We start from the raw sequence: 21,683 nt of genomic DNA on the forward strand, positions 1-21,683 counted from the left end.
CTTGTCGACAGTCACGAGATGGCACAGTTCGGACATCTGACGTTTCCTGCCTTTGCACGCGCATTCTCGGAAGCGATGCCCAACGGGGCGCGCCTGCAGCCTTATCGATTGGCGGCCGTCAAGCATGACATTCCGGTCGGATTGGCGCTCGCGACGATGGATGCGAAATCCGGGCAGGCAGAGCTCAGGTCGTTAATGGTCGCCAAGAGCCACCGGCGTGAAGGGATGGGCCGTGCGCTGCTTCATGAGATCGAGACACGGCTGAAAGATGCCGGCGCCAGAGCCGTCTCCGTGCAGTTTTCCGACCGACTTCCTGGCGGAAGCGCCTTCGCCGCTTTGCTCGTCAGTGCCGGGTGGACCGCTCCCGAGCCTGAACGAATTCGGATTCTCGGCCGCGTGGGCAGGACGGGCGACGTGTTTCGCGATCGTGAGGGCCTCGTGCAGCGGGCGCTCCGAGACGGCCTTTCGATCACGTCATGGCGCGACCATGGCGGCGACCCCAGATCTCTGATCTTGCGGGAAATTGAAGCCAGGAAAGCCCCCGACTGGACGCAAATCGGCCTTCTTGACGACACCGTCGATCCAGACTTCTCGATGGTTCTGACCGACAGGGCCGGCAAGGTGGTGGGATGGGTCATCTGCCAATTCCACGCGGGTGTCCGTCGCTGGGGCTTTCCGGTGGGCTGGATCCACGAAGAGCATCAAAAGCGCGGCTGGTTGCTCGTCGCCTATGCTCTGGGCGCACATCGCATCGAGCAGTTCCAGGGACCCGACGCGATCGCCGTATTTGAGAGCTCCTCCGGTCTTCCCATGATGTGGCGTGTTTTGGAGCATAGATTTGCGCCTTATGCGGATCATGTCGACCGCCTGCTCGCTTCCGAAAAGCATCTTTGAAGTTGCCGGACACCATTACTTTGCCAATCGGGACGAAAGTCCACCAATAAGAGACGATTTGCCTCGTCACCAAGCTGGCATCTGCCCCCTGGAAATCATAGGAATTCCGGGACTTCGGTGGCGTGATGCGTCGCACAACCAGCTTTCGGGACGCGTTTCTACTTTCGCGAGCCCACCAAGTCAGCGAACCTTCTTTCAAGCAAATGAACATTGAGGAAAACATGTCCGATACGATGACAGCCGTACGAAACCAGGTTTCCGAAAAGCTGATTGAGCGCGCCCATACGGACGGCGAGTTTCGCGCCCTTCTGAAGTCCGAGCCGCACAAGGCCCTGCAACAGTTGCTCGGCGTCGACCCTGTTCCCGGCTTCAAGATCAACGTGATCGATGAAAAGCCCGGTGAGATCAACATCGTTTTGCCGGCTGAAATCGCTCAGGACGAACTCCCCGACGAGTTGCTCGAACTTGCTTCCGGCGGCGTAAGCTTCTCCTCGTTCGTCATGTTCGGCCCCCAGCCTACCAGGAAGAAGCCGGCCAAGTAAGAGCGGCAGGGTTCGCCCCAAGCCGAGGCGCGCCGCTTCCACTTCAAGCGGCACGCTTCATCCTCCAAAAACTCGAACCAAGCATATGAGCTCCGCCGGCCTGAAAGGCCTATCCGAGACGAGGCGAAGCCTCGGCAGGTTGTCGAACACTATGCGTACCGATCAAGGTACAGCGACCGGCACACCGCTCAGACAAGGCACGCCATGTGCTCGAAGTCGCCGAACGCAACGCGGCTCTCGCTCACTTCTTCCTTATCGGCTGCAGACGCGTTTCTTCACAACCCGATTGACGCCCAGGCTCATAGCGCCTTACACTTTCGCATGCCGAATACACTCGATTGAACACTTCAGGAATCCAGAAGTGAATCCAGCCTTTGATATCGACGCTCTGCGCGCTGTGGTGGTCGGCATCGATCTGCGCAGCTTCGCGCGGGCAGCAGTGGAGCTCGGACGGTCTCAGTCGGCCATCAGCATGCAGCTCAAGAAGCTCGAACAGCAGGCCGGCACCCAACTTTTTGTCCGCAAGGGGAGAGGTTTGGTTGCGACGGAAGCCGGCGAGGCCCTGGCCGCCTATGCCCGCCAGATCATCGCACTCAATGACGAAGCGGCGCGCGTATTGGGAGCCGCGGTGACGTCGGAGACCGTACGCCTTGGTCTGCCGCAGGACTTCTTCGACGACGTGATGCCGGCGACGCTTTCATCGTTCGCGGCCGATCATCCCGGGGTCCACGTGGAAGTCCGCGCCGGACCGAACCACACACTGGGAGAGGAAGTTCAGGCCGGACGCCTTGATGGCGCGATTGTCTTCTTCCCCGAAGGCGCTGGCGGAGAAGGGGAGCATCTCTGCAGACTACCGATGCGATGGCTCATGCACAAAACCCTTGCCGACCAGACAGTGCATGACAGGGTTCCGCTGGTGATGTTCGACCATCCCTGTCTGTTTCGGCAGGCGACGCTTGCAGCGCTCGATCAGGCGGACAAACGCTGGCGCGTGTCGGTGACGACACCAAGCCTGCCCGGTATTTGGGGGGCGTTGCGGTCGAAGCTCGGGATCGCGGTGCGAACCGGGCATGGCGTGCCCGAAGACATCGCTTGCGTCGACGGTGGCCTGGGGCTGCCGAGCCTTCCGGCAATCGAACTGAGACTGCTCAGATCGCAAAATGCGACGCCTGCCGCCCGTGATCTGTGCGAGGCGCTCCGCCGCGAAACGATCGATCGAGTAGCTCCACACTGAAACTCACGACTCCATGACGCTTGGTGCTGCATCATGGGATCGTATTTGCTACGGTTCGCACCACCGAGGGGTGCCCCGCCAAGGGGCTGAGATACTGTTGGCCGAACGGCAGCACAGTGACCCTTTGAACCTGATCCGGATCATGCCGGCGAAGGGACAGGTCTAGCCGCCTACCGCCTTTGCCGGCCTCGCCAAAGAGGCCAACATGCCTGCAACAAGTTCCATAGCCCCTCCAATTGCCGCCACGATCGCCGCTGTCTTCCATGAAGGCAGGATTCTTCTGGTACGTCGGGCCAATCCGCCGGATGCCGGCCGTTGGGGCTTTCCCGGCGGCAAGATCGAGGCGGGCGAGCCGATAGAAGCGGCCGCCGTAAGGGAACTCCTCGAGGAGACCGGGGTCCGTGGACAGGCGCGCCGGGTCTTTACGGCGGTGGATGCCCTCGATTTCGACGAAAGCGGCGAGCTTCGCCGACATTTCGTGCTGATTGCCGTTCTCTGCGACTGGATTGCCGGAGAGCCTGTTGCCGGTGATGACGCCCTTGAAGCGCGATGGTTTCGTCTTGATGAGCTGGAGTATGCCGGACTCGCCCTCAGTCTCGACGTCGCCAAGGTTGCCCATCTGGCGGCCGACATCGCCATGAAGGAGGACGACCGGTCATGATCGCCAACATTCTGACGATTGCCGGCACCGACCCATCCGGCGGGGCCGGCGTACAGGCCGACATCAAGACGTTCTCGGCGCTTGGGGCCTATGCGACATCCGCGATCACCGCCGTGGTTGCGCAGAACACCCAGGGTGTTCGCGACTATGTCGCGCTGGAACCGGCTTTCGTGGCCGAACAGATCGATGCCGTCCTTGATGACGTGCGGATAGACGCGGTCAAGATCGGCATGATAGCCAACGCCCGGATTGTCGAAGCGATCGCGGAGCGCTTGCGCCACCATGCGGCGCGCAACATCGTGCTCGACCCGGTCATGGTCGCCAAGAGCGGGCATGGGCTGCTCGATGCGGACGCGGTTGTCGCGGTGCGCGACCTTCTTGTCCCGCTTGCGACGGTGATTACCCCGAACCTGCCGGAAGCTGCCGTTCTGCTGGACAGGAAGATTGACTGGACCTCAGCCGAAATGCACTCGGTCCTACCTGATCTCTACGCACTGGGGGCCGATTGGGTCCTTCTGAAAGGCGGACATTTGAAGGACAGCGCGGAGAGCACCGATCTGCTGTTCGGACCGAGCGGAATGACGGCCTTTCCGGCCCCGCGCATCGCAACCCGCAACGATCACGGAACGGGATGCACACTGTCAGCCGCTATCGCCGCACTTCTGCCGTCCCATGGCGTGGTGGAGAGTGTACGGCAAGCCAAGGCGTACCTGCATGGCGCGTTGGCGGCAAGCGACGCGCTCGATGTAGGGCACGGTCACGGTCCGCTTCACCATTTCCATCGCCTGTGGCCCGCATCTGAACCGAGTTGATGAGAGGGGGATCATGCGCGCCCCCGCTCCATCAATCGCCAACCAATCGGAAGATGACACATCCGCTTTCTTGAACTCACGATCCATATACATTCGTTATTCAGAACGACCGGCGGCGTGTAGACTTGACCGAGACGCAATCGGGAGCGTGGACATGCCGCCGGATTCCTCAATCGGCTTCATCGGCCTGGGTACCATGGGCACGCCCATGGCCCTGAACCTCGTACGAGCCGGAACGCCGCTCGTCGTCTGGAACCGTACGCAAAGCCGATGCGGACCGCTGGAGCAGGCAGGCGCGACGGTTGCCTCTGACGCGGCTGCGCTGTTCGCGAGATGCGGAACGGTCATTCTCATGCTTGAGAATGACGCGGCAACCGATGCGGTTCTCTGCCGCCATCATCCCGAGTTCGCAAAGCGCGTTGCTGGTCGAACCATCGTCTCCATGGGGACCGTGTCGGCGGACTATTCCAAACACCTCCTCGATGACATCCGCACCGCCGGAGGCCGTTATGTCGAGGCGCCGGTTTCGGGCTCGCGCAAGCCGGCGGAAGCGGGAGAACTGGTCGGCATGCTCGCCGGCGACCCCGAAGACCTCAAGCGTCTGCGGCCACTCCTTGCAGCAGTTTGCAAGGAGACTTTCGACTGCGGCGCGGTGCCTGCGGCCCTGCGCATGAAGCTCGCGATCAACACCTTCCTGATCACGATGGTCACCGGCTTGGCCGAGGCGGCCCATTTCGCCATGCGGCACGGGCTCGACATGGACCGTTTCGCGGACATTCTGAACGCGGGACCAATGGCGAGCGACGTCTCCCGGGTCAAGATTGGAAAGCTCGCGCATCACGATTTCTCTCGTCAGGCGGGGATCTCGGACGTCTTGAAGAACAACCGCCTCGTGGTCGAAGCCGCCCGCAATGCCGGAATCGCCTCCCCTTTGATGGATACCTGCTTGTCTCTTTACAGTGAGACCGAAGGCCTCGGGCTCGCCGAAGACGACATGATATCGGTCATCCATGCCATCGAGGCGCGAACCGAACACACCTCGGTCAGAAGAGGAGTTCCGCCACATGACGGCTGATACGCTTTGGCAGTACCTTCCGAACCTGCTCGTCATTCTCTCGATTTTCACGGTGGGTGTTGCCAGCCCCGGTCCCGCAACGCTGATGATCATGGGAAGCGCCATGGCGAAAGGCCGCGCGCCGGCCGTCGCATTATCTTGCGGCGTGGTCCTCGGCTCGATGGTCTGGGCTTCTATCGCTGCATTGGGATTTGTCGCAGCGCTCAGGACATCCGCGACGCTCTTCGTGGCGCTCAAACTGGCCGGAGGCTTCTATCTTCTCTTCCTCGCCGCCAAGTCGTGGCGCTCGGCCTTCACAGCGAGCACGATCACCGCGCCAAGATCAGCCGGAACAGGCAGCCTGAGGCGTTCCTTCGCCCAAGGGCTTTTGCTGCACCTCACAAACCCAAAGGCGCCGTTGGTCTGGCTGGCGACCTTGTCAGTCGGCGTCGGCGAGACGGCCCCCGCCATGTTCCTCATGACTGCCATCCTGCTTTGTGCCCTCGTCGCGATGACCGTTTTCGTCGGCTACGCCTTCCTGTTCTCGACGCAAACCGCCGCGCGGTTCTATCTCTCGGCCCGACGCCCCATCGACGCCCTGCTCGGCCTCCTCTTCGGTGCCGCCGCGCTCAAGATCCTGACCTACCGGCTGAGCTGACAGTCGCCAGCATGGTGGCGCGCCTTCATTTCTTCAGGCGGCAACATGCCATCATGCCCGACCGAACATCGCAACGCATCTCAAGGCGTGATGACTGGGCCAACGATCGCCTGATCGGCGGCCGCTCTAGAAAGTCGTCATGTAAAGTTCGAGCTTCCTATCGCTTGCCAAGTCGTTTGGCGTAGTGATGAAATCCTTCTTGATGCGATCCCAGCATGTCGCCTGAGACAATCGCTCCGATTGACAGTCGCGTCGCTCGCGCCAGTTGTTGAGGAGAAATTTTCGACCCGCTTCCGTGTCGAAGTTCAAATCTCCGATCCTGCGCAGCCTTCCGATCGGATGGCCGATATCCTTGAAAATCTTGAAATAAGTTCCGCGCTGTAGATGGCACGTGAATCCTGCTTATAGAAAAAATCATAAGGCAGATGATAGTAGTCATATGCCGCCAATGAAGCTGGACTATTCAGTTGCCCTGCGGGGCGGTAGTCTTTCTTAGTCACGTATATCGCGAACTTCTGATTGACGCCGATGTTTATGAATTCATCCAGAGACACTTCCTCGACGCCACCTGTCTCCGCCGAAGATTGCATGACATATGGACCGCCGCCCGTAATCCTGATGATCCCGACATGTGTATAGGTGCTGCCCGTGGCAAGGCCGAGCGCCCTTCCTTCAAGACTGTCTCGCTGCTGGAAAATCAACGATCCGCTCGGCGGATCCTTTGCAGAAAAATACTATTCCACAACACTTCTGCCGGTTTGCGCGAGTGAACTTGAAGAAAAGCTCAGCGCGGCAACCGTCATGGCAATGGAAAGCCGTCTATAATTGCACATTGTCATCAACTGCTATCCTGAGCTTCTAGGGCTAAACCAGATCCAGCGTCGTTCGCAGCTCACGCGATCAGGGGCAGTCCGGAGGCGGCCATTCGTTGCGCTCCGTATTCGGATACGACAAATCTGGCATCAGCCGAGAGAAGAGCGATGCGGAAGCTTTTGACAGATCCCACCGAGGTCCGGTCAGAGATGCACAGCAAGCGTCAAGGGCGCAAGCACGCAGGTCGTCGCTATGGAAGACTGCCATAACTTCAAAGATCCAAAACTCACAATTCAGCAATATTCGCTTCTTGAAAGTTTAGGGCACTGCTAATCTCGACGTCAATCCCGATGTGTGGATCAACTTGCAAACGCTCGGCTCGATGATGAGAGAAGGCAGACACGAGATGACCGCGAGCATACCGACGATCGGCCACGACAATCGCGCGGCCTTGACAATCGTGCTTGCTGGCAGCGTCGTGCTCGCGCTGGCTTTCGGGGTCCGTTCGGTTTTCGGCGGCGTTATCCAGCCCCTGTCAAACGAACTGTTCGGCGGCAGTATCGAGGTCTTTTCGCTTTCGATCGCAATTCAGAACCTGGTCTGGGGTCTCGCCCAACCCGGCTTCGGACTCATCGCCGACAAGTTCGGCGATCGGCGCGCCCTATGGCTTGGATTCGTCTGCTATGTCGTCGGTATGCTGATCTGCATCCTGGGAGTCACGCCGCTGGCCCAGCACGTAGGCGCGGGCGTATTTGTCGGCATGGGAATTTCAGGTACGGCGTTCGGCGTCGTCCTGGCTGCAGTCGGGCGGGCGGCACCGGAAGAGAAACGCGCTCGCTATCTTGGCATCACTTCAGCCATGGGCTCAACCGGACAAGTGATCCTGCCGCTTCTGGCGTCCTGGCTGGTCGAATGGCTCGACTGGCGCATGACGCTGGTTGTCGTCACCTTCGCGCTCGCCCCCATGGCACTTTGCATTCCATTTCTTCGCTCGAATGCGAGCCAGGCAATAGCAGGTGCGGACAGCGCTCCGATCGCCCGGACGGTCAGAAATGCTTTCGGGCACTCAAGCTATGCGCTGCTCAGTGCCGGGTTCTTCGTCTGCGGCTTTCATCTCGCGTTCATTACCGCCCACCTACCGAACTATGTGCAGCACTTCTGTGTCTCGACGGCATCCGCAGCGGAACTGCGGGCACTCGGCCTTCAGGCGCTTGCTCTCGCCGGTCTCGCCAACATCTTCGGTACTCTCTTCGCGTCGCATCTGGGAACGCGATTTCCGAGACCCTACGTTCTTGCCGCGATCTACGCGCTACGAGCGCTGGCCATCCTGATCTTCATCTCGCTGCCGGTGACGCCTACTTCGGTCATGATCTTCGCGCTGGTCATGGGCGGGCTCTGGCTGTCGACCGTTCCGTTGACGAGCGCGCTGGTTTTGGCGATGTTCGGTTCGCGCGCAATGGGAACCCTGTTCGGCTTCGTCTTCCTGAGCCATCAGCTCGGTGGATTTGCCGGGGTGTGGCTCGGTGGCGTCTTCTTCGACCGATACGCCAGTTACGACCAGATCTGGTATCTCGCAATCGCCTTGGGTGCGCTTTCCGCCGTCGCGCATCTTCTCGTTCAGGAGCGTGCGGCTCCCCGCACTGGCTTGGCCTATGGCGAATGAACTTTTCCTGCTCTGGCTCGCAGCGTTTCCGCTCATGGGGAGTCCCGGGCCGGCAACAATGAGCCTTGCCGGCCTCGGCACCGCTTTCGGCTTTCGCCCGAGCCTCGGCTACCTTCTGGGCATCATCGCGGGAACGACAGCGGTTCTGCTCATGATCGCGACAGGCGTTACCGCCCTTATCCTCGCTCAGCCGCTCCTTCTCACCGCCCTGACGATCCTCGCCGGGATCTACATCCTCTATCTCGCCTGGAAAATCGCGACAGCACCTGTCGGCCCACTTGCCTTGCGCTCGGACCATCCGCCGGCATTCGTTCCCGGCTTCAGCCTGGCCATCGCCAATCCGAAGGCATTCGCTGCGATCGGAGCCGTCTACGCGGGCCACACCCTCGTCGTCGATAACCTCACCGTCGATGCAGTCTACAAACTAGGTGCGCTCACCCTTGTCATCGTGATCGTCAACACAGCATGGCTTGCCTTTGGCGCCGCCTTTTCAAGGGTTCTGACGAGCCCCGTTACCGGACGGGCCGCAAACGTCCTCTTCGCTACTCTGTTGGTGGTTTCAGTGGTTTGGGCGCTTGCGCCGGCTTAGCGCCGAAGTGGAACTTGTTCTGCCCATATCGGTGATCACACCTTTGCGCCGTCGATGAGCACGGAGCAAACTCCAGCTTTCGGTACCAAGCAACAAGAAGCCCGCCAATTCGTTGATCCAGTGGGTTATTTTTATGCTGGGACACACAACCCAAGAGACCGGTGCTCGCTGTGCGTATCCATCTAGCTGAATATTCCTGGCGGGTTCTCCATTCCGCTTCCTTGGCCAAGCCGACATCGACAAAGTCAATCACCGCAAGATTGCGGCGCAAAAGGCGACCTATCTCCGCACACTTATTGCAGGCGCCATGAAGTGGGCATCTCAGGCCGCTTCCCAGACCTTGTTCAGAATGCGCGCGGCGATCTCGGCCTTGTCCTGCGGCAGGAAGCGACCGTAGTGCTGGGCAACCATCTCTGGCGTATCCTGGATCGCGTAGCTCGCCTGCTCGTGCGATCCGGTCTGCTTCAAGATATGACGAAGAAGGTTCCCGGATCGGCAGCAAGGCCGATCAGGCGCGAGCGGTGCCGGTCGACGTAGGCCTCGATTTTCTCGTAAAGTCCTCCGAGGTCGGGAAGGATCAAACGGAATGGCTTGGAGCCGAAAAAGGATGAGTTGGAATTCCTGAAGGCAACCGACGGTATCAGGATTTCCCAGCCGTGATCTCGCGAACTCCAACGCAACTCGCCACGTTTCATGTCCTCAGGGCGGCGTCCCGACTCCTCATCCTCCAGCCCACCATAGCCAGACGAAAGCCACCGACAGCACCGCCTCGCCCACGACCGAGCGAAAGATGCCCACGCCGGCCCGTCGCGCCAGGTACTCGAATAGCCCCAGAGCTGCGAGAACCGCGACCGCGCCGGCCATGACCAGGCATACGGCCGAGCGGAAGTCCGAGGGAGACGCATTGCGTCCCAGGAAGAACATCAGGGCGAGGCCGAGATAGATCACGCCAAGCCGGCGAAACAGCATCAGCCCGCCGGCGGTCACGTCGACGCCCCACTCCTTGAGTACGCCCCCACCGGCGAAGATGAAGCGGAGCCCCAGAAGGCAGGCAGCCACCGTGGTGACGTAGGCCATGATTTGAAAGGTCATTGTCGGGTGCCCGCGCTGATCCAAATTGGCCGGAAGATCGTGGACGATTGCTTTCGGACGATCCATGCGCGAACATCCAATTCTCATTGGAGATCGTCCAGGCATGGATCCACTATCCGATGTCCTCGCGCTGCTGGAGCCGAGAAGCTACCGCGTCGGCGGCTTCGAGGCGGGCGGCGATTGGTCGATCCGTTTCGGGGCCTATGACGAGGCGATCAAGTGCTACGCCCTGACCGCTGGCAACTGCTGGATCACGGTCGAAGGCGCAGGCCCGCCTGTGCCTCTTGAGGAGGGCGACTGCTTCCTGCTGCCGCGCGGCAGGCCGTTCCAGGTTGCCAGCGATCCGAGCCTGCCGGCCGAGGATTACCGGCCTTATTTCACCGGCTCGCCCGAAGGCACGGTCGTCAAGTTGAACGGTGGCGGCGGGGTGACGGTGCTCGGCAGCCATTTCCGGTTCGCCGGGCCGCACGCGGAGATGTTGCTCGGGCTGCTGCCGCCGCTCGTCCATCTGAAAAGCGAGGCCGATCGGGCAACGCTGCGCTGGGCCTTTGATCGGATGCGGCAGGAACTCGATGTCGCCCAACCGGGAAGCGTCCTGATCGCACAGCACCTGGCCCACATGATCCTTGTCCAGGCGTTGCGCCTTCACCTCGGCGACGGCAAGGATGTCGGCTGGTTGTCCGCGCTCTCCGACAGGCGGGTCGGGGCGGCGATTGCCGCGATCCATCGGGAACCGGCACGGCGCTGGACGGTGGAGCGACTTGCCGCCGACGTCAGCATGTCGCGATCCAGTTTCGCGGCGCGGTTCAAGCAATTGGTCGGCGAAGGCCCCATCGAATATCTCACCCGCTGGCGCATGCTGCTCGCCGGACGAAGCCTGTCGCGCGGCGACCCCATCGGAGCCGTCGCCCACTCGCTCGGCTATGAATCGGAAAGCGCCTTCAGCACCGCCTACAAGCGCGTCACCGGCCACACGCCCCGCCGGCGCGCGCGCTCGTCCGCGCCGTTCGGGCGATCAGTCTCAGTACGAAGGCCGAGGAAGGATGCCTGTTCTATGGCATCGCCCTGGACGACAGGCCAACGGGACGCTTCCTGGTGGCCGAGCGTTGGCGGGATCAGGAAGCGCTAACCGCCCATCTTGCGAGGGCGGAGACACTGGCGTTCCTGACAGATTGGAGTGCGCGGATGAAAGGCGACCTTCAAACCTACGAGGTGCCGGAGGAAAGGCACGATCTCAATTGAACCGATGGGACCGAACCAAGGTCCGCACACCTATCGGGCGCGTGTCGACCCACGCGGACCGCGCTGGAGTTTGCGTTGGCTGGAGACCAGCGACACGGAAACCTCCCCGTTTTCGGCTACGGAAACATCAGCCAGCCGGAAAGCTGCCGGCCTTTGCGGCGATGGGCGGCATCCGCAGCGGAAGGTGGCCGGCCGGCACGCTCATAGCCGTTGCCTTGTAATGCATGGCCTCAAGCGCCGGGCGTACGGTGGCGGCGCCGGCGCTCATGGTCGGACAGCAGTCGCGCCGGAAGCGTTCGGCCGCCTCGGAGATTTCCTCGCGGATCGCCGTCTCGTCGACGCGGGTCAACCGGCGATCGGCCATCACGACGCGACCGTCGGTGATCACCGTCTTCACCGCCTCCGAGTTGACCGAGAAGGCGATCTGGTTGCGGAAATCGTGCAGCGGCAGGAAGCCCCAGTCATAGCGATCGAGCAAAATGATGTCGGCCTTCTTGCCGACTTCGAGCGATCCCACCTCGTGCTCCATCAGGCTCGAGCGGGCGGCGGCACGGGTCGCCATCTCGTAGACTTCGTGCGCCGATACCCAGCTCAGGAAGTCGTGGCTGCCGATCTTGTGCAGTCCGGCCGCGACCTTGATGGCCTGGAAAATGTCGGCACTGTCGGCCGAGGCGACGCCGTCACATCCGAGGGCGACGTTGACGCCCGCCTGTTTCAGCTTGCGGATCGGCGACACGCCGGAGCCGAGCTTCAGATTGGCGAGCGGGTTATGGGTGGTCGATGCACCGGCCGATCCCATCATGTCAATGTCGGCATCGGTCAGCCAGATGGCATGGTTCATCGTCAGGCGATGGGTCATACAGCCGACCTTGTCGAGGAAAGCCGGCAGTGTCATGCCGTACTTGGTTTCGCCGGTCACAGCCTGCGTCTTGGTTTCGAGCACGTGGCAGTGGATGGGCAGATCGAGCGTGCGTGACAGCTCGCCAACCTCTTCGAGCAGGTCCGGCGAGCAGCGTTGCGGCCCGCAAGGTCCAAGGATGATGCGCATGCCATCCTTGTCGTGCCAGCGTCGGCTGAGGTCGTGAAAGAGAGCGATCTGCTCGGCCCGGCCGGGCGTCGTCAGCTTGCTAAGGCGATCGCGCAAGTCGGCGTTCATCAGGCCGGCGGTGAATGGCGGCAGGCTCTCCAGGAAGCCCTCATCCCACATCGAAGCGGTGATCCAGCCCTTGAGGCCGAGATCGCGATAGGCGGTCGCCGTCGCATCGACCGCATCGGGCGTGAAAGCCATGTTGATCACGTCGTCCTGCAGCGCCGTCACGCCGGACCGGATCGACACGATTCCGACCAGCATGGCGCGCAGGTAGTGATCGCGCCAAGTGAGCGTCGGCGCTCCGAACGGCGGGTAGACCTCCGACAGCCAAATCTCCAGCGGCAGGTTGTCGTAGCGCCCCATCTCGAAGCCTTCGTTCGAGTGCATGTGCGCGTCGATGAAACCCGGCAGGACCAATGAACGCCCGGCATCGATGATCTCGATGTCGGCATGCGCGGCGGCCTCGGCCGACAGGTCGGCGCCGATGGCGGCGATACGGTCGCCGATCACCAAGATGTCGCCGCGGTCGAACTCGGTTCCGGCGCTATCGTTGGAAAAAATGCGTCCGTTTCGGATCAGAAGGGCCATGTCTGTTTCCTCGTCGAGGCAAGAGAGCGCCGGACTTCGGCACGAAATCTGCTTTGGTTGCTTCACCGCGCCATGCGGTGGTTACATTGCAAATCTAGGATGTGGGGAGACGATGCTTCGCCCGATCGAACACGGACTTGATGTGCGCCTGATGCGCATCTTCCTGATTCTGATCGAGGAATGCTCCGTTTCGCGAACGGCGGTGCGGCTTGGTCAAAGCCAGCCAGCGATCAGCCTGGCACTCAAGCGTCTGCGGGAAATCCTGGGCGATCCGCTTCTGGTCCGGTCCGGCGCCCATCTGGTGCCAACCGAACGCGGGGCGGAGATCGGCCGCCGCATCGCCGACGTCATTGCCGAAATCGACGGCATGGTGCTCAATGCCGAGACATTCGATCCGGCCACCGATCTGCGCAGCCTGCGCATCCAGGCGGCCAACTGCCTCGGCACCTTCTTCCTGCCGCGCATCGCCGGTGCCTTGCGCCGCGAAGCCCCGGCCATGCAGGTGGACTTCAGCGCCGTTTCCGACGAACGCGACATTTTCGAGGAAATGGAGGCGGGCACCATCGATCTCACCATCGGCAACTGGCCGGCGCCGCGCGACAATCTGAGGATTGCGCCGCTGCTCGATGCCGACATGGTGCTGGTGATGCGTCGCGACCATCCGCTGGCGGGGCGCGACAGCCTCAGCCTCGACGAGTATCTGTCGCTGGAGCACCTGTCGCCGACACCGACCGCGTCGGCCGCCATCAGCCCGGTCGACGGGCGTCTCGCCCAGCTCGACCGCAAGCGCCACATCTCGATGACCGTGCCCGAGTTCACGCTGGTGCCCTGGGTGCTGGCGGCATCCAGCGGGCTGGTGTTCACCTCCAGCCGCCCGTTCGCCACCGAGATGGCCGCCAACATGCCTTTCGCGCTGGTGGGAGCGCCCCCGGAACTCGGCCTGATGAAATTCTACCTGCTCTGGCATGAGCGCGCCCATCATTCGCCCTTCAACCGCTGGCTCAGATCGCTGGTCCGGCGCGTCTCGCAGGACCTCGCCGAACACCAAGCCATACAGTCGCCGAAAAAAGAGGCGCTCTCCATATTGCTCACCTGATAATCATTATTAGCTGCGCAGGCCTTTCTCCAGCCGGGAAATCCGCTTCAATCGGTCCCCGTCCAAGCCAAACATCGGGGAACAACCAACATGTCGGACAACAGACTTTCGAGGGCCGCCGCAGCCTGTCTCGCGGCCACCATGCTCGTGACGGCGGGCCTCCCCGCCCTCGCTCAGGATTTCAAGGGCAAGACCCTGGTGGTCGGCACCTGGGGCGGCGACATCGAGCGCCTGTTGCGCCAGAACGCCGCCGAACCGCTGGAAAACGAGACCGGCGCCAAGGTCGAGTTCGTGCTCGGCGGCTCCGGCGACCGCATGGCCCGCATCTACGCCGAGAAGGCCAATCCGACCATGGATATCGCCTTCGTCAACATTTACGAGGCGCCGCAAGCGCTGAAGGACGGCATGGTCGAGGCCCCGGACCCGAACGCGCCCTACTTCAAGGACGTCTGGGACGGAATGAACAACGGCTGCTATGCCATGTCGCTGGTCGGCCTCGGCATCGCCTACAACAAGAAGCTGGTGTCGACGCCGCCGGAATGGGCCGACATGTGGAAGCCGGAGTTCAAGGGCAAGATCGCCCTGTCGAGCTATCCGGGCTCGGAAGGGGACGGTGTTCTCGGCGTGGCCGCCCGCCTGGCCGGCAAGGACGAGCACGATCCCGATGCCGCCTTCGGCAAGCTCAAGGAGCTGACGCCGATCGCAATGACCTACACCAGCCTCGACGAGATCTTCGCCATGATGGATGCCGGCGAGGTTGCCATGGCGCCGATGATCTCCGGCTACGTTCTCTCGGCCCTCAAGACGCATCCCGACATCGGCTTCTCCTTCCCGAAGGAACCCGGCCCGGTGCTGGTGCGCGACATGCTCTGCCTCGTCAAGAACTCGCCCGAGCCGGAGCTGGCCAAGAAGTTCGCGGCGCTGGCCCTCGGCGTGAAAAACCAGACGGACTATGCCGAACAGCTCTACTTCGGCCCGACCAACAAGAACGTCACCCTGCCGCCGGAGGTTTCGGCTGACGTGATCGACACGCCCGACGAGGTGAAGGCCCTGCTCCAGCTCGACTGGCCCTACGTCATCTCCCAGCGGGCCGACTGGACCCAACGCTGGAACAAGGAAATCCTCGGCCAGTAAGCGCTTTTTCGGCGACACCACGACCCCATCGCGCGTCTCCCCTGCTCGCGCCGTCGTCGAAAGTTGCCCGGCCGAGACACTTCCGGCGCGCGACAACTCCCCTTCGCGCGCCGGCCTTTCCCGCCCCCAAAGGCCCGCACCGCCGATGCCGCTTCCGTTTCTCCTCCCGGCTTTCACCCTTTCGGCCCTGGTGTTCCTGGCGCCCTTCGTCTGGCTGGCCGGTACGTCCCTTCGCGTGCAGGCGGAGGGATCGTTGCTGCTGTCCGACGGCGTCTCGCTCTCCAACTACCGACGGCTGTTTGCCGATCCCTTCTTTCTCGAGGTGCTTCTGCGCACGCTGCTCTATAGCGTCGGCACCACGTTGATCTCACTGCTGATCGCGCTGCCGGTGGCCCGGTTCCTGGTGACGCGAGCCGGCCGCATGAAGGGTATCCTGCTGGCGCTGATGCTGGTGCCCCTGGTCTCGGGCGCGCTGCTGCCGTCGCTCGGCATGCTGCACCTGATGGGGCCGCTCGGCGTCGTCAACGGTGCCGCCCGCCTTCTCGGCCTGCCCACCGTCAAGCTTCTCGGCACGCCCACCGGCATCCTGATCGGTCTCGTCCAGTCCTTCCTGCCGCTGATGGTACTGCCGCTGGTCAACACCTTCGCCCGCCTCCCGCTCGACCTCGAACAGGCGGCCGCTTCCCTCGGCGCCCCGGCGCTCGCCGTCTGGCGACGGGTGATCCTGCCGCTTGCCATGCCCGGGATCGTCGCCGGCGCGGTGCTGGTGTTCTGCGCCGCCTTCACCTCCTTCGTCACGCCGCAGATTCTCGGACAAGGCCATATCGCCACTTTCGGCACTGTCGCCTACCAGCAGGCCGGACAGGTGCTCGACTGGCCCTTCGCTTCGGCGCTCGCCGTGCTGGCGCTCGTCATGATAGGCCTGCTGCAGGCCGCCGTCAGCATCGGCAGCCGCCTGGCTCGCCGCCGGGAGGTCCGCCCATGACCGCCAGATCTCCCCACACCGGCGCCGCCCTGGTCCGCGCCGGCCATCTCGTCTGGGTGACGCTCGCCTACATCCTGCTGCTGGCACCGATCGCCGTTCTGATCCTGGCCTCTTTCGACAACGGCAACTTCTTCCGCTTCCCGCCGCAACAGCTGTCCTTTAGGTGGTACGAGGCGGCAGCCACGAGCCGGGAGTATCGGAGTGCGCTCAGCATCTCCGCGCTGGTCGCCGTTCTCTCCGCCTGCATGGCCGTGGTTGCCGGCTCGCTCGCCGCCTACGGGCTGGTGCGCTACCGGCCGCGCGGCGTCCGGATCATCGAGGCCGTGCTGCTGGCGCCCTTGGTGCTGCCACTGATCGTCTGGGCCGTGGCTCTGATGCAGATATACGCCGCGCTCGGCCTCACCGGCACGCTGACCGGCCTCGTGCTGGCCCACACGGTGATCACGCTGCCCTACGTCGTCCGCATCATGCACGCCACCTTCGACCGCATCGATCCGGCGCTGGAGGCGGCCGCCATCAGCCTCGGCGCCCGGCCGTTCGACGTGGCGCGACGGGTGATCGTGCCGCTCGCCTTGCCCGGGCTCCTGACCTCGGCGGCGTTCTCGCTCCTGGTTTCCTTCAACGACGTGATCGTCTCGGCGCTGATCGCCGGCGGTCGCTGGATGACCTTCCCGGTCCGCCTCTATTCGCAGCTGCGGGGCCAGGGCGTCGATCCCACCACCCTCGCCATCGGTGCCGGCATCATCGCCATCATCCTGTTCGCCGCCGTGGTGGGCGAACTGACCATGAAATGGTCGCGACAAGTGTGAGTGCAGCATGACCGACTATCCCTATCTCGACCGCATGCCCAAGTTCGAACGCGACGGCATTCCCTCGCTGACCGGCTTCCGCCGCGACACCGTGGCCCGCAAGGTCGTGCTCGCCGTACGCGATCCGCTGGTGGTGGGCGAAGGCGCCGGCGAGGACCAGATCGTCGCCGAACTCGACGACGCGAGGGAGGTGGCGCGCACCGGCCTCTTCACCACCTTCACCGGCCGCTTTCGGGGCGTGCCGATCTCGGTGGTTCTCGGCGGCTCCGGATCGCCGGAGGCCGAGCTCGCGCTGATGGATCTCTTCAACTACACCGACTGCGACACGGTGATCCGCATCGGCGGCTGTGGCGCCTGGGGCGAGAAGGTTCGTGTCGGCGACATCGTCGTCTCCTCGGGCGCCGTGCGCGACGAGGGCATGACCAAGGCGCACGTCCGCGCCGAATATCCGGCGGTCGCCGACTGGCGCGTGGTCGCCGCCATGGCGAGCGAGGCCGAGGCGATCGGCCACCCCTTCCACGTCGGCATCACCCGCTCCGGCGACAGCGAGTATTGCGGCTGGGGCAAGCCCGGCCCCGGCGGCTACCTCCAGGACGAGCACAAGCAGATCATCGATTACTGGCGCCGAGCCGGCATCCTCAACACCGATCGCGAGGCGGCGGCCATCCTGACGCTGTCGAGTCTCTATGGCCGGCGCGGCGGCGCCGTCTCCTCGGTCGGCGACAACGTGGTGACCGGCGAGCCGCATCGCTCCGGCTCCGGCCAGCGCAATGCCATCCTGGTCGGACTCGGGGCGCTTGCCCGTCTCGCCGAGGAGGGATGATGAAGGACTATCTCCACATCGACGAGGTCGCCAAGCGTTTCGGCGACACCGAGGTACTGAAGGGCATTTCGCTCACCATAGGCAAGGGCGACTTCGTGGCACTGCTCGGCCCGTCCGGCTGCGGCAAGTCGACCCTTCTCAAGATCATCTCCGGCCTGGAAACCGAAACGGCCGGCCGCATCCGTCTCGCCGGCGAGTGGCTGGCCGGCGTACCCGCCTTCCGGCGCGACATCGGCGTCGTCTTTCAAAGCTACGCCCTGTTTCCCCATCTTTCGGTGGCCGAGAACGTCCGCTTCGGCCTCGACATGAGGCACATGGGCCGGGCCGAAGCGGAGGCGCGGGTACAAGAGGCCCTCGACCTCGTCAAGCTCGACAATCTCGGTGATCGCATGCCGCACCAGCTCTCCGGCGGCCAGCAGCAGCGCGTCGCCATCGCTCGCGCCCTGGCCATCCGGCCCCGCCTGCTGCTGCTCGACGAGCCGCTCAGCAACCTCGACGCCATCCTGCGCAAAAGCGTGCGAGTCGACCTGCGAGAGTTACACGACCGCGCCGGCACCACCACCGTCATGGTCACCCACGATCAGGAAGAGGCGATGAGCATGGCCGACCGGGTGGCGGTGATGCATGACGGCGCCATCGAGCAATGGGGTAGCCCAGAAGACATCTACGAGCGGCCGGCCAATGCTTTCATCGGGACCTTCGTCGGCAGTCCGCCCGCCAGCCTGATCACGGCACGACGCCACCTCAGCGGCGGCTGGCGCATCGGCGACACCGCCTGGACGCCGGAGACGACGCTGGCCGACCGCCTTGACGGCATTCGCAACCTCGAGGTGACGCTGGGAGTCCGAGCCGAGCGCATCGACCTCGTCGCCCCCGATGCGCCGGGCGCCTTCGTGGCCGAGCTCACCTCGTCGGAGTATCTCGGCGGTGGCCGGCTTCTGCATTTCGCCATTCACGGCCAACGCATCGCCGTCGCCCACGCCGGCTCTGTGCCGAACCCGGGCGAAGTGGTCGGCCTCCGTCCGCGCTCCGACGACGTGATGCTGTTCGACGTCAACACCGGCCTGAGGATAGACGACCGATGAGACGCCCCGAGTTCCATTGCATCGGTCCGGTGGTCCTCGACCGGGTGATCCAGGTCGACCGACTTCCCGGTCCGGACGACAAGGCCTTCGTGAAGGCCCGGCATGACGCGGCCGGCGGCCCGGCGCGCAATGTCGCCCACGCGCTGGCCGGCTGGTCCGAGCGGGTGACCGTGGCCTCGGTGATCGGCGACGACGCCGTTGGCCAGCGCCTGCTCGACCGCCTCAGCGAGGCCGGCGTCGGCACCGATTCCGTCGAACGGCTGCCGGATCTCGAGACCTCGTCCTGTACCATCGTCGTCGATGACAGTGGAGAACGGGCGATCCTGATCGATCCGGTCGACGAGGCGGTCCTCGCCCGCATCGGCGTCGGTTTGCGGCCGGTCGCCGGCGACGCCGTACTTGCCAACCTCTACCATGATCATGCCGCCGTCGACGCTTTGAGCTGTGCCCGCGCGGCGGGAGCGCTGGCCTTCGTCGACCTCGAATGGCCGGAAATCGGCCGCTGGGGGTGGGCCGCGGCACGGCGCGCAGCAGCCGCCGCCGACGTCGCCGTCACCAATGCCCAGGTGTTGAAGGCCTTCGCCGACGAACGTGGCCTTCAGCCCGACGACGGGGCGGCGGCAATGCTCGCCCGAGCTCTTAAGCCGGCCGGTGGCCGCGTTTGCGTGACGCTCGGAGCCGCCGGTCTCTTGGCCCGCGACGGCGATGATCTCTTCCGGATCGCCGCCCTGCCGGTGACACCCAGGAACACCACCGGCGCCGGCGATCGCTTCATGGCCGGTCTTGCCAATGCACTCTCCCACGGCGCCTCGTTCCAGCGGGCGCTGGCGACCGGCGTCGCCGCCGCCGGCCTCTATCTTGCCGGCAACGGCGACCGTTGGACCGAGGTCGAGGCCGCAGCAAGTACCATCGACATTCACGATCTCAGCGCAGGAATTCTACCGTGACCCCACTTCCCGAGGCCATCCGCCGCGTCTTTGCCGCCGCCTGCATCGGCGACGCCCTGGGCGCCGCCACGGAGGCAATGCATCCCGCCGACATCGTCGCCGTGTTCGGCGGGCGCGTCGACCGCCTGCTGCCCTCACCGCCCAAGGCACCCTTTGCCGCCGGTCTGACGCCGGGACGGCTGACCGACGACGCCACGCAGATGCTGGCCATGGCCAGGCGGATCGTCCGTGCCGGCGGCCGCCCGTCGCTGGACGATGCCGTCGGCGGCATGTTGGACTGGGCCGAGGACGCCGATGTGTTCGCCCGCTTCGCCGGACCAACCACCCGCATTGCCGTCGAACAACTGAAGGCCGGCGTCGATCCGGCCGCCGTCGCCAGTCCGGCCCTCTATTCCTGCATGTTCGGCACGTCGAATGGCGGAGCGATGCGCGCGCCGGCCGCCGGCTGTGCCCGACCCGGCCATCCGGCGGAAGCGGCACGGCTCGCCGCTCTCCTGTCGGCCCCGACGCACAACACTCAGATCGCCTGCGGCGGGGCCGGCGCCGTTGCCGCAGCCATTGCCACCGGGCTGGGCGGCGCTTCCCTGGCTGAGCTCGAAGCGGCTGCCATCACCGGAGCCAGGGTCGGCGAAGCGGAAGCCACCACCTGGGGACGGGTCGTCGGCGGCGCAGGCGTGATCCGTCGCATCGGCATGGCGGCGGAGATCGGTCGAGATCATCGCGGCGACGTGCATACCACGGCGGCCGAGCTGACCGAGGTGGTCGGCAACGGCGTCGCCATGGCCGAGGCGGTACCACACGCCATCGGGCTCGTCATCGCAGCGGAGGGCAACGCCTGGCAGGCGATCCTTGGCGCTGTCAACGGCGGCAACGACAGCGATACCATCGCCATGATCGCCGGCGCCATCGCCGCCGCCTACGAACCGAGCGATAGCTGGCCGGCCGACATACTCGTCGAGATCGAACGCCAGAACGGTCTCGATCTCGCAGCCTTTGCAGCAGAGTTCGCCACCGCCATTGGGGAGACCGCCTGACCATGCGCCGTCACTGGATCGACCTCACCACCCGCGACGCCGCCACGCTTCAGGAGGGCACCGTCGCGGTCCTGCCGGTCGCCGCCGTCGAGCAGCACGGGCCGCACCTGCCGCTCGGCACCGACGCCTTCATCAATCGCGGCATGATCGCCCGCTTTCTCGAACTGCTGCCCGATGACGTGCCGGCGGTGATCCTGCCCGAACAGACGGTCGGTGCTTCGGCCGAGCATCTGGACTTCGCGGGCAGCTTGGCGCTGTCGCCCGGCCGGCTGATCGAGACCTGGACCGATATCATCGCCTGCGCCGCGCGCGCCGGCGTGAAACGCTTCCTGATCTTCAACAGCCATGGCGGCCAGAGCGGCTTCCTCGCCCACGTGGCGCTCGACCTGCGCGTCCGCCTCGGCCTGTTCGTCGCCTATGCCGCGTGGTTCGACGCCGGCTATCCCGTCGGCATGTTCAGCGACGAGGAGATCGCCTATGGAATGCACGGCGGCGCGATCGAGACCAGCCTGATGCTGCACCTTCATCCGGGACTGGTCCGCCTCGACGAGATTGCCGACTTCCGGCCATCGACCCACGACATCGAGGCGGTGGCGCGGCAGTTCTCGGCCAATCCCGGCAATGGACGCCTCGGCGGCTTCGGCTGGAAGGCGCAGGATCTGCAGCGCTCCGGCGTGACCGGCAACGCCGCCGCCGCGACGGCCGAGAACGGCCGCCTCCTGCTCGACCACGTGGCATCACGGCTCGTCGAACTGGTCAGCGACCTCGGCAAGGCCGACGATTTCGTGACCCGATATGCCAGCGCGTGACGCGACAAGGCGACAGAACAGCCCCGCGT

General features: G+C 64.0%; 22 protein-coding genes, 2 pseudogenes and 1 riboswitch. Of the genes and pseudogenes, 20 read left to right on the forward strand and 4 right to left on the reverse strand.

The annotated features are described in order from the left end of the window. Positions 1-18: 18 nt before the first annotated feature. From M4J39_RS06945 to M4J39_RS06975, 7 genes are all read left to right on the forward strand, one after another. Entirely contained in the window at positions 19-894 is an 876-nt protein-coding gene (locus M4J39_RS06945) for a GNAT family N-acetyltransferase (protein ID WP_251727098.1), read from the forward strand. A gap of 125 nt (positions 895-1,019) precedes the next feature. Then, positions 1,020-1,436, forward strand: a complete 417-nt coding sequence (locus M4J39_RS06950; RefSeq protein ID WP_251727099.1) for an NHLP leader peptide family natural product precursor — start codon at positions 1,020-1,022, stop codon at positions 1,434-1,436. Between the two features lie 361 nt (positions 1,437-1,797). Further along, the gene (locus M4J39_RS06955; RefSeq protein WP_251727100.1) at positions 1,798-2,670 is read left to right on the forward strand and encodes a LysR substrate-binding domain-containing protein; all 873 of its coding nucleotides are present in this window, start codon (positions 1,798-1,800) and stop codon (positions 2,668-2,670) included. A gap of 56 nt (positions 2,671-2,726) precedes the next feature. Next, a riboswitch (TPP riboswitch) is annotated at positions 2,727-2,845 on the forward strand. Positions 2,846-2,875: 30 nt separating this feature from the next. Continuing rightward, entirely contained in the window at positions 2,876-3,331 is a 456-nt protein-coding gene (locus M4J39_RS06960; protein ID WP_251727101.1) for an NUDIX hydrolase, read from the forward strand. After that, positions 3,328-4,143 (forward strand): bifunctional hydroxymethylpyrimidine kinase/phosphomethylpyrimidine kinase, encoded by an 816-nt coding sequence (gene thiD / locus M4J39_RS06965; RefSeq protein ID WP_251727102.1) that lies wholly within the window; start codon positions 3,328-3,330, stop codon positions 4,141-4,143. Before M4J39_RS06960 ends, thiD begins: the two co-directional genes overlap by 4 nt. 13 nt (positions 4,144-4,156) lie before the next feature. Next, positions 4,157-5,218, forward strand: coding sequence for an NAD(P)-dependent oxidoreductase (locus M4J39_RS06970; RefSeq protein ID WP_251727103.1), 1,062 nt, complete (start codon positions 4,157-4,159; stop codon positions 5,216-5,218). After that, positions 5,208-5,855, forward strand: coding sequence for a LysE family translocator (locus M4J39_RS06975; RefSeq protein WP_251727104.1), 648 nt, complete (start codon positions 5,208-5,210; stop codon positions 5,853-5,855). Before M4J39_RS06970 ends, M4J39_RS06975 begins: the two co-directional genes overlap by 11 nt. 305 nt (positions 5,856-6,160) lie before the next feature. Here the strand turns inward: M4J39_RS06975 and M4J39_RS06980 are convergent, their stop codons facing one another. Beyond that, complete coding sequence (locus M4J39_RS06980) at positions 6,161-6,556, reverse strand: YiiX/YebB-like N1pC/P60 family cysteine hydrolase (RefSeq protein WP_251727105.1); 396 nt, start codon at positions 6,554-6,556, stop codon at positions 6,161-6,163. Positions 6,557-7,074: 518 nt separating this feature from the next. On the opposite strand from M4J39_RS06980, the gene M4J39_RS06985 reads away from it, so the two are divergent. Both M4J39_RS06985 and M4J39_RS06990 read left to right on the forward strand, forming a co-directional pair. Then, on the forward strand, positions 7,075-8,331 hold the full coding sequence (locus M4J39_RS06985; RefSeq protein ID WP_251727106.1) for an MFS transporter: 1,257 nt from the start codon (positions 7,075-7,077) through the stop codon (positions 8,329-8,331). Between the two features lie 34 nt (positions 8,332-8,365). After that, positions 8,366-8,920, forward strand: coding sequence for a LysE family translocator (locus M4J39_RS06990; protein WP_371875433.1), 555 nt, complete (start codon positions 8,366-8,368; stop codon positions 8,918-8,920). 321 nt (positions 8,921-9,241) lie between these two features. Here M4J39_RS06990 and M4J39_RS06995 read toward each other — a convergent pair. Further along, positions 9,242-9,636 (reverse strand): annotated as a pseudogene (locus M4J39_RS06995) (hypothetical protein); the annotation flags it as partial. Positions 9,637-9,640: 4 nt separating this feature from the next. Continuing rightward, the gene (locus M4J39_RS07000) at positions 9,641-10,012 is read right to left on the reverse strand and encodes a hypothetical protein (RefSeq protein ID WP_251727108.1); all 372 of its coding nucleotides are present in this window, start codon (positions 10,010-10,012) and stop codon (positions 9,641-9,643) included. A gap of 103 nt (positions 10,013-10,115) precedes the next feature. Here M4J39_RS07000 and M4J39_RS07005 point away from each other — a divergent pair. Then, a pseudogene (locus M4J39_RS07005) lies at positions 10,116-10,937 on the forward strand (AraC family transcriptional regulator); the annotation flags it as partial. Between the two features lie 89 nt (positions 10,938-11,026). After that, positions 11,027-11,254, forward strand: a complete 228-nt coding sequence (locus M4J39_RS07010; protein ID WP_251727573.1) for an antibiotic biosynthesis monooxygenase — start codon at positions 11,027-11,029, stop codon at positions 11,252-11,254. Positions 11,255-11,381: 127 nt separating this feature from the next. Here M4J39_RS07010 and M4J39_RS07015 read toward each other — a convergent pair whose 3' ends face one another. Then, positions 11,382-12,932 carry an amidohydrolase family protein gene (locus M4J39_RS07015; protein WP_251727109.1) on the reverse strand — a complete coding sequence of 517 codons (1,551 nt, stop codon included), beginning with the start codon at positions 12,930-12,932 and terminating at the stop codon, positions 11,382-11,384. 112 nt (positions 12,933-13,044) lie between these two features. Between M4J39_RS07015 and M4J39_RS07020 the strand changes: the two genes are divergently transcribed. The 9 genes from M4J39_RS07020 to M4J39_RS07060 all read left to right on the forward strand — a co-directional run bounded on the left by M4J39_RS07020 (position 13,045) and on the right by M4J39_RS07060 (position 21,654). Beyond that, positions 13,045-14,028: a LysR family transcriptional regulator gene (locus M4J39_RS07020; RefSeq protein WP_251727110.1), complete on the forward strand. Its 984-nt coding sequence runs from the start codon at positions 13,045-13,047 to the stop codon at positions 14,026-14,028. 90 nt (positions 14,029-14,118) lie between these two features. After that, positions 14,119-15,162 (forward strand): extracellular solute-binding protein, encoded by a 1,044-nt coding sequence (locus M4J39_RS07025; protein WP_251727111.1) that lies wholly within the window; start codon positions 14,119-14,121, stop codon positions 15,160-15,162. Between the two features lie 145 nt (positions 15,163-15,307). Beyond that, the gene (locus M4J39_RS07030) at positions 15,308-16,147 is read left to right on the forward strand and encodes an ABC transporter permease (RefSeq protein ID WP_251727112.1); all 840 of its coding nucleotides are present in this window, start codon (positions 15,308-15,310) and stop codon (positions 16,145-16,147) included. Continuing rightward, positions 16,144-16,956 carry an ABC transporter permease gene (locus M4J39_RS07035; RefSeq protein WP_251727113.1) on the forward strand — a complete coding sequence of 271 codons (813 nt, stop codon included), beginning with the start codon at positions 16,144-16,146 and terminating at the stop codon, positions 16,954-16,956. The genes M4J39_RS07030 and M4J39_RS07035 overlap by 4 nt, the downstream gene beginning before the upstream one ends. Positions 16,957-16,963: 7 nt before the next feature. Further along, on the forward strand, positions 16,964-17,779 hold the full coding sequence (locus M4J39_RS07040) for a nucleoside phosphorylase (protein WP_251727114.1): 816 nt from the start codon (positions 16,964-16,966) through the stop codon (positions 17,777-17,779). Next, positions 17,779-18,864, forward strand: a complete 1,086-nt coding sequence (locus M4J39_RS07045) for an ABC transporter ATP-binding protein (RefSeq protein WP_251727115.1) — start codon at positions 17,779-17,781, stop codon at positions 18,862-18,864. Before M4J39_RS07040 ends, M4J39_RS07045 begins: the two co-directional genes overlap by 1 nt. Then, complete coding sequence (locus M4J39_RS07050; RefSeq protein WP_251727116.1) at positions 18,861-19,811, forward strand: carbohydrate kinase family protein; 951 nt, start codon at positions 18,861-18,863, stop codon at positions 19,809-19,811. Before M4J39_RS07045 ends, M4J39_RS07050 begins: the two co-directional genes overlap by 4 nt. Continuing rightward, entirely contained in the window at positions 19,808-20,845 is a 1,038-nt protein-coding gene (locus tag M4J39_RS07055) for an ADP-ribosylglycohydrolase family protein (RefSeq protein WP_251727117.1), read from the forward strand. The genes M4J39_RS07050 and M4J39_RS07055 overlap by 4 nt, the downstream gene beginning before the upstream one ends. Before the next feature lie 2 nt (positions 20,846-20,847). Continuing rightward, entirely contained in the window at positions 20,848-21,654 is an 807-nt protein-coding gene (locus M4J39_RS07060; RefSeq protein WP_251727118.1) for a creatininase family protein, read from the forward strand. The last annotated feature ends 29 nt before the right edge of the window (positions 21,655-21,683 follow it).

This window comes from Pleomorphomonas sp. NRK KF1 (genome assembly GCF_023721755.1).
Classification (GTDB): Bacteria; Pseudomonadota; Alphaproteobacteria; order Rhizobiales; family Pleomorphomonadaceae; genus Pleomorphomonas.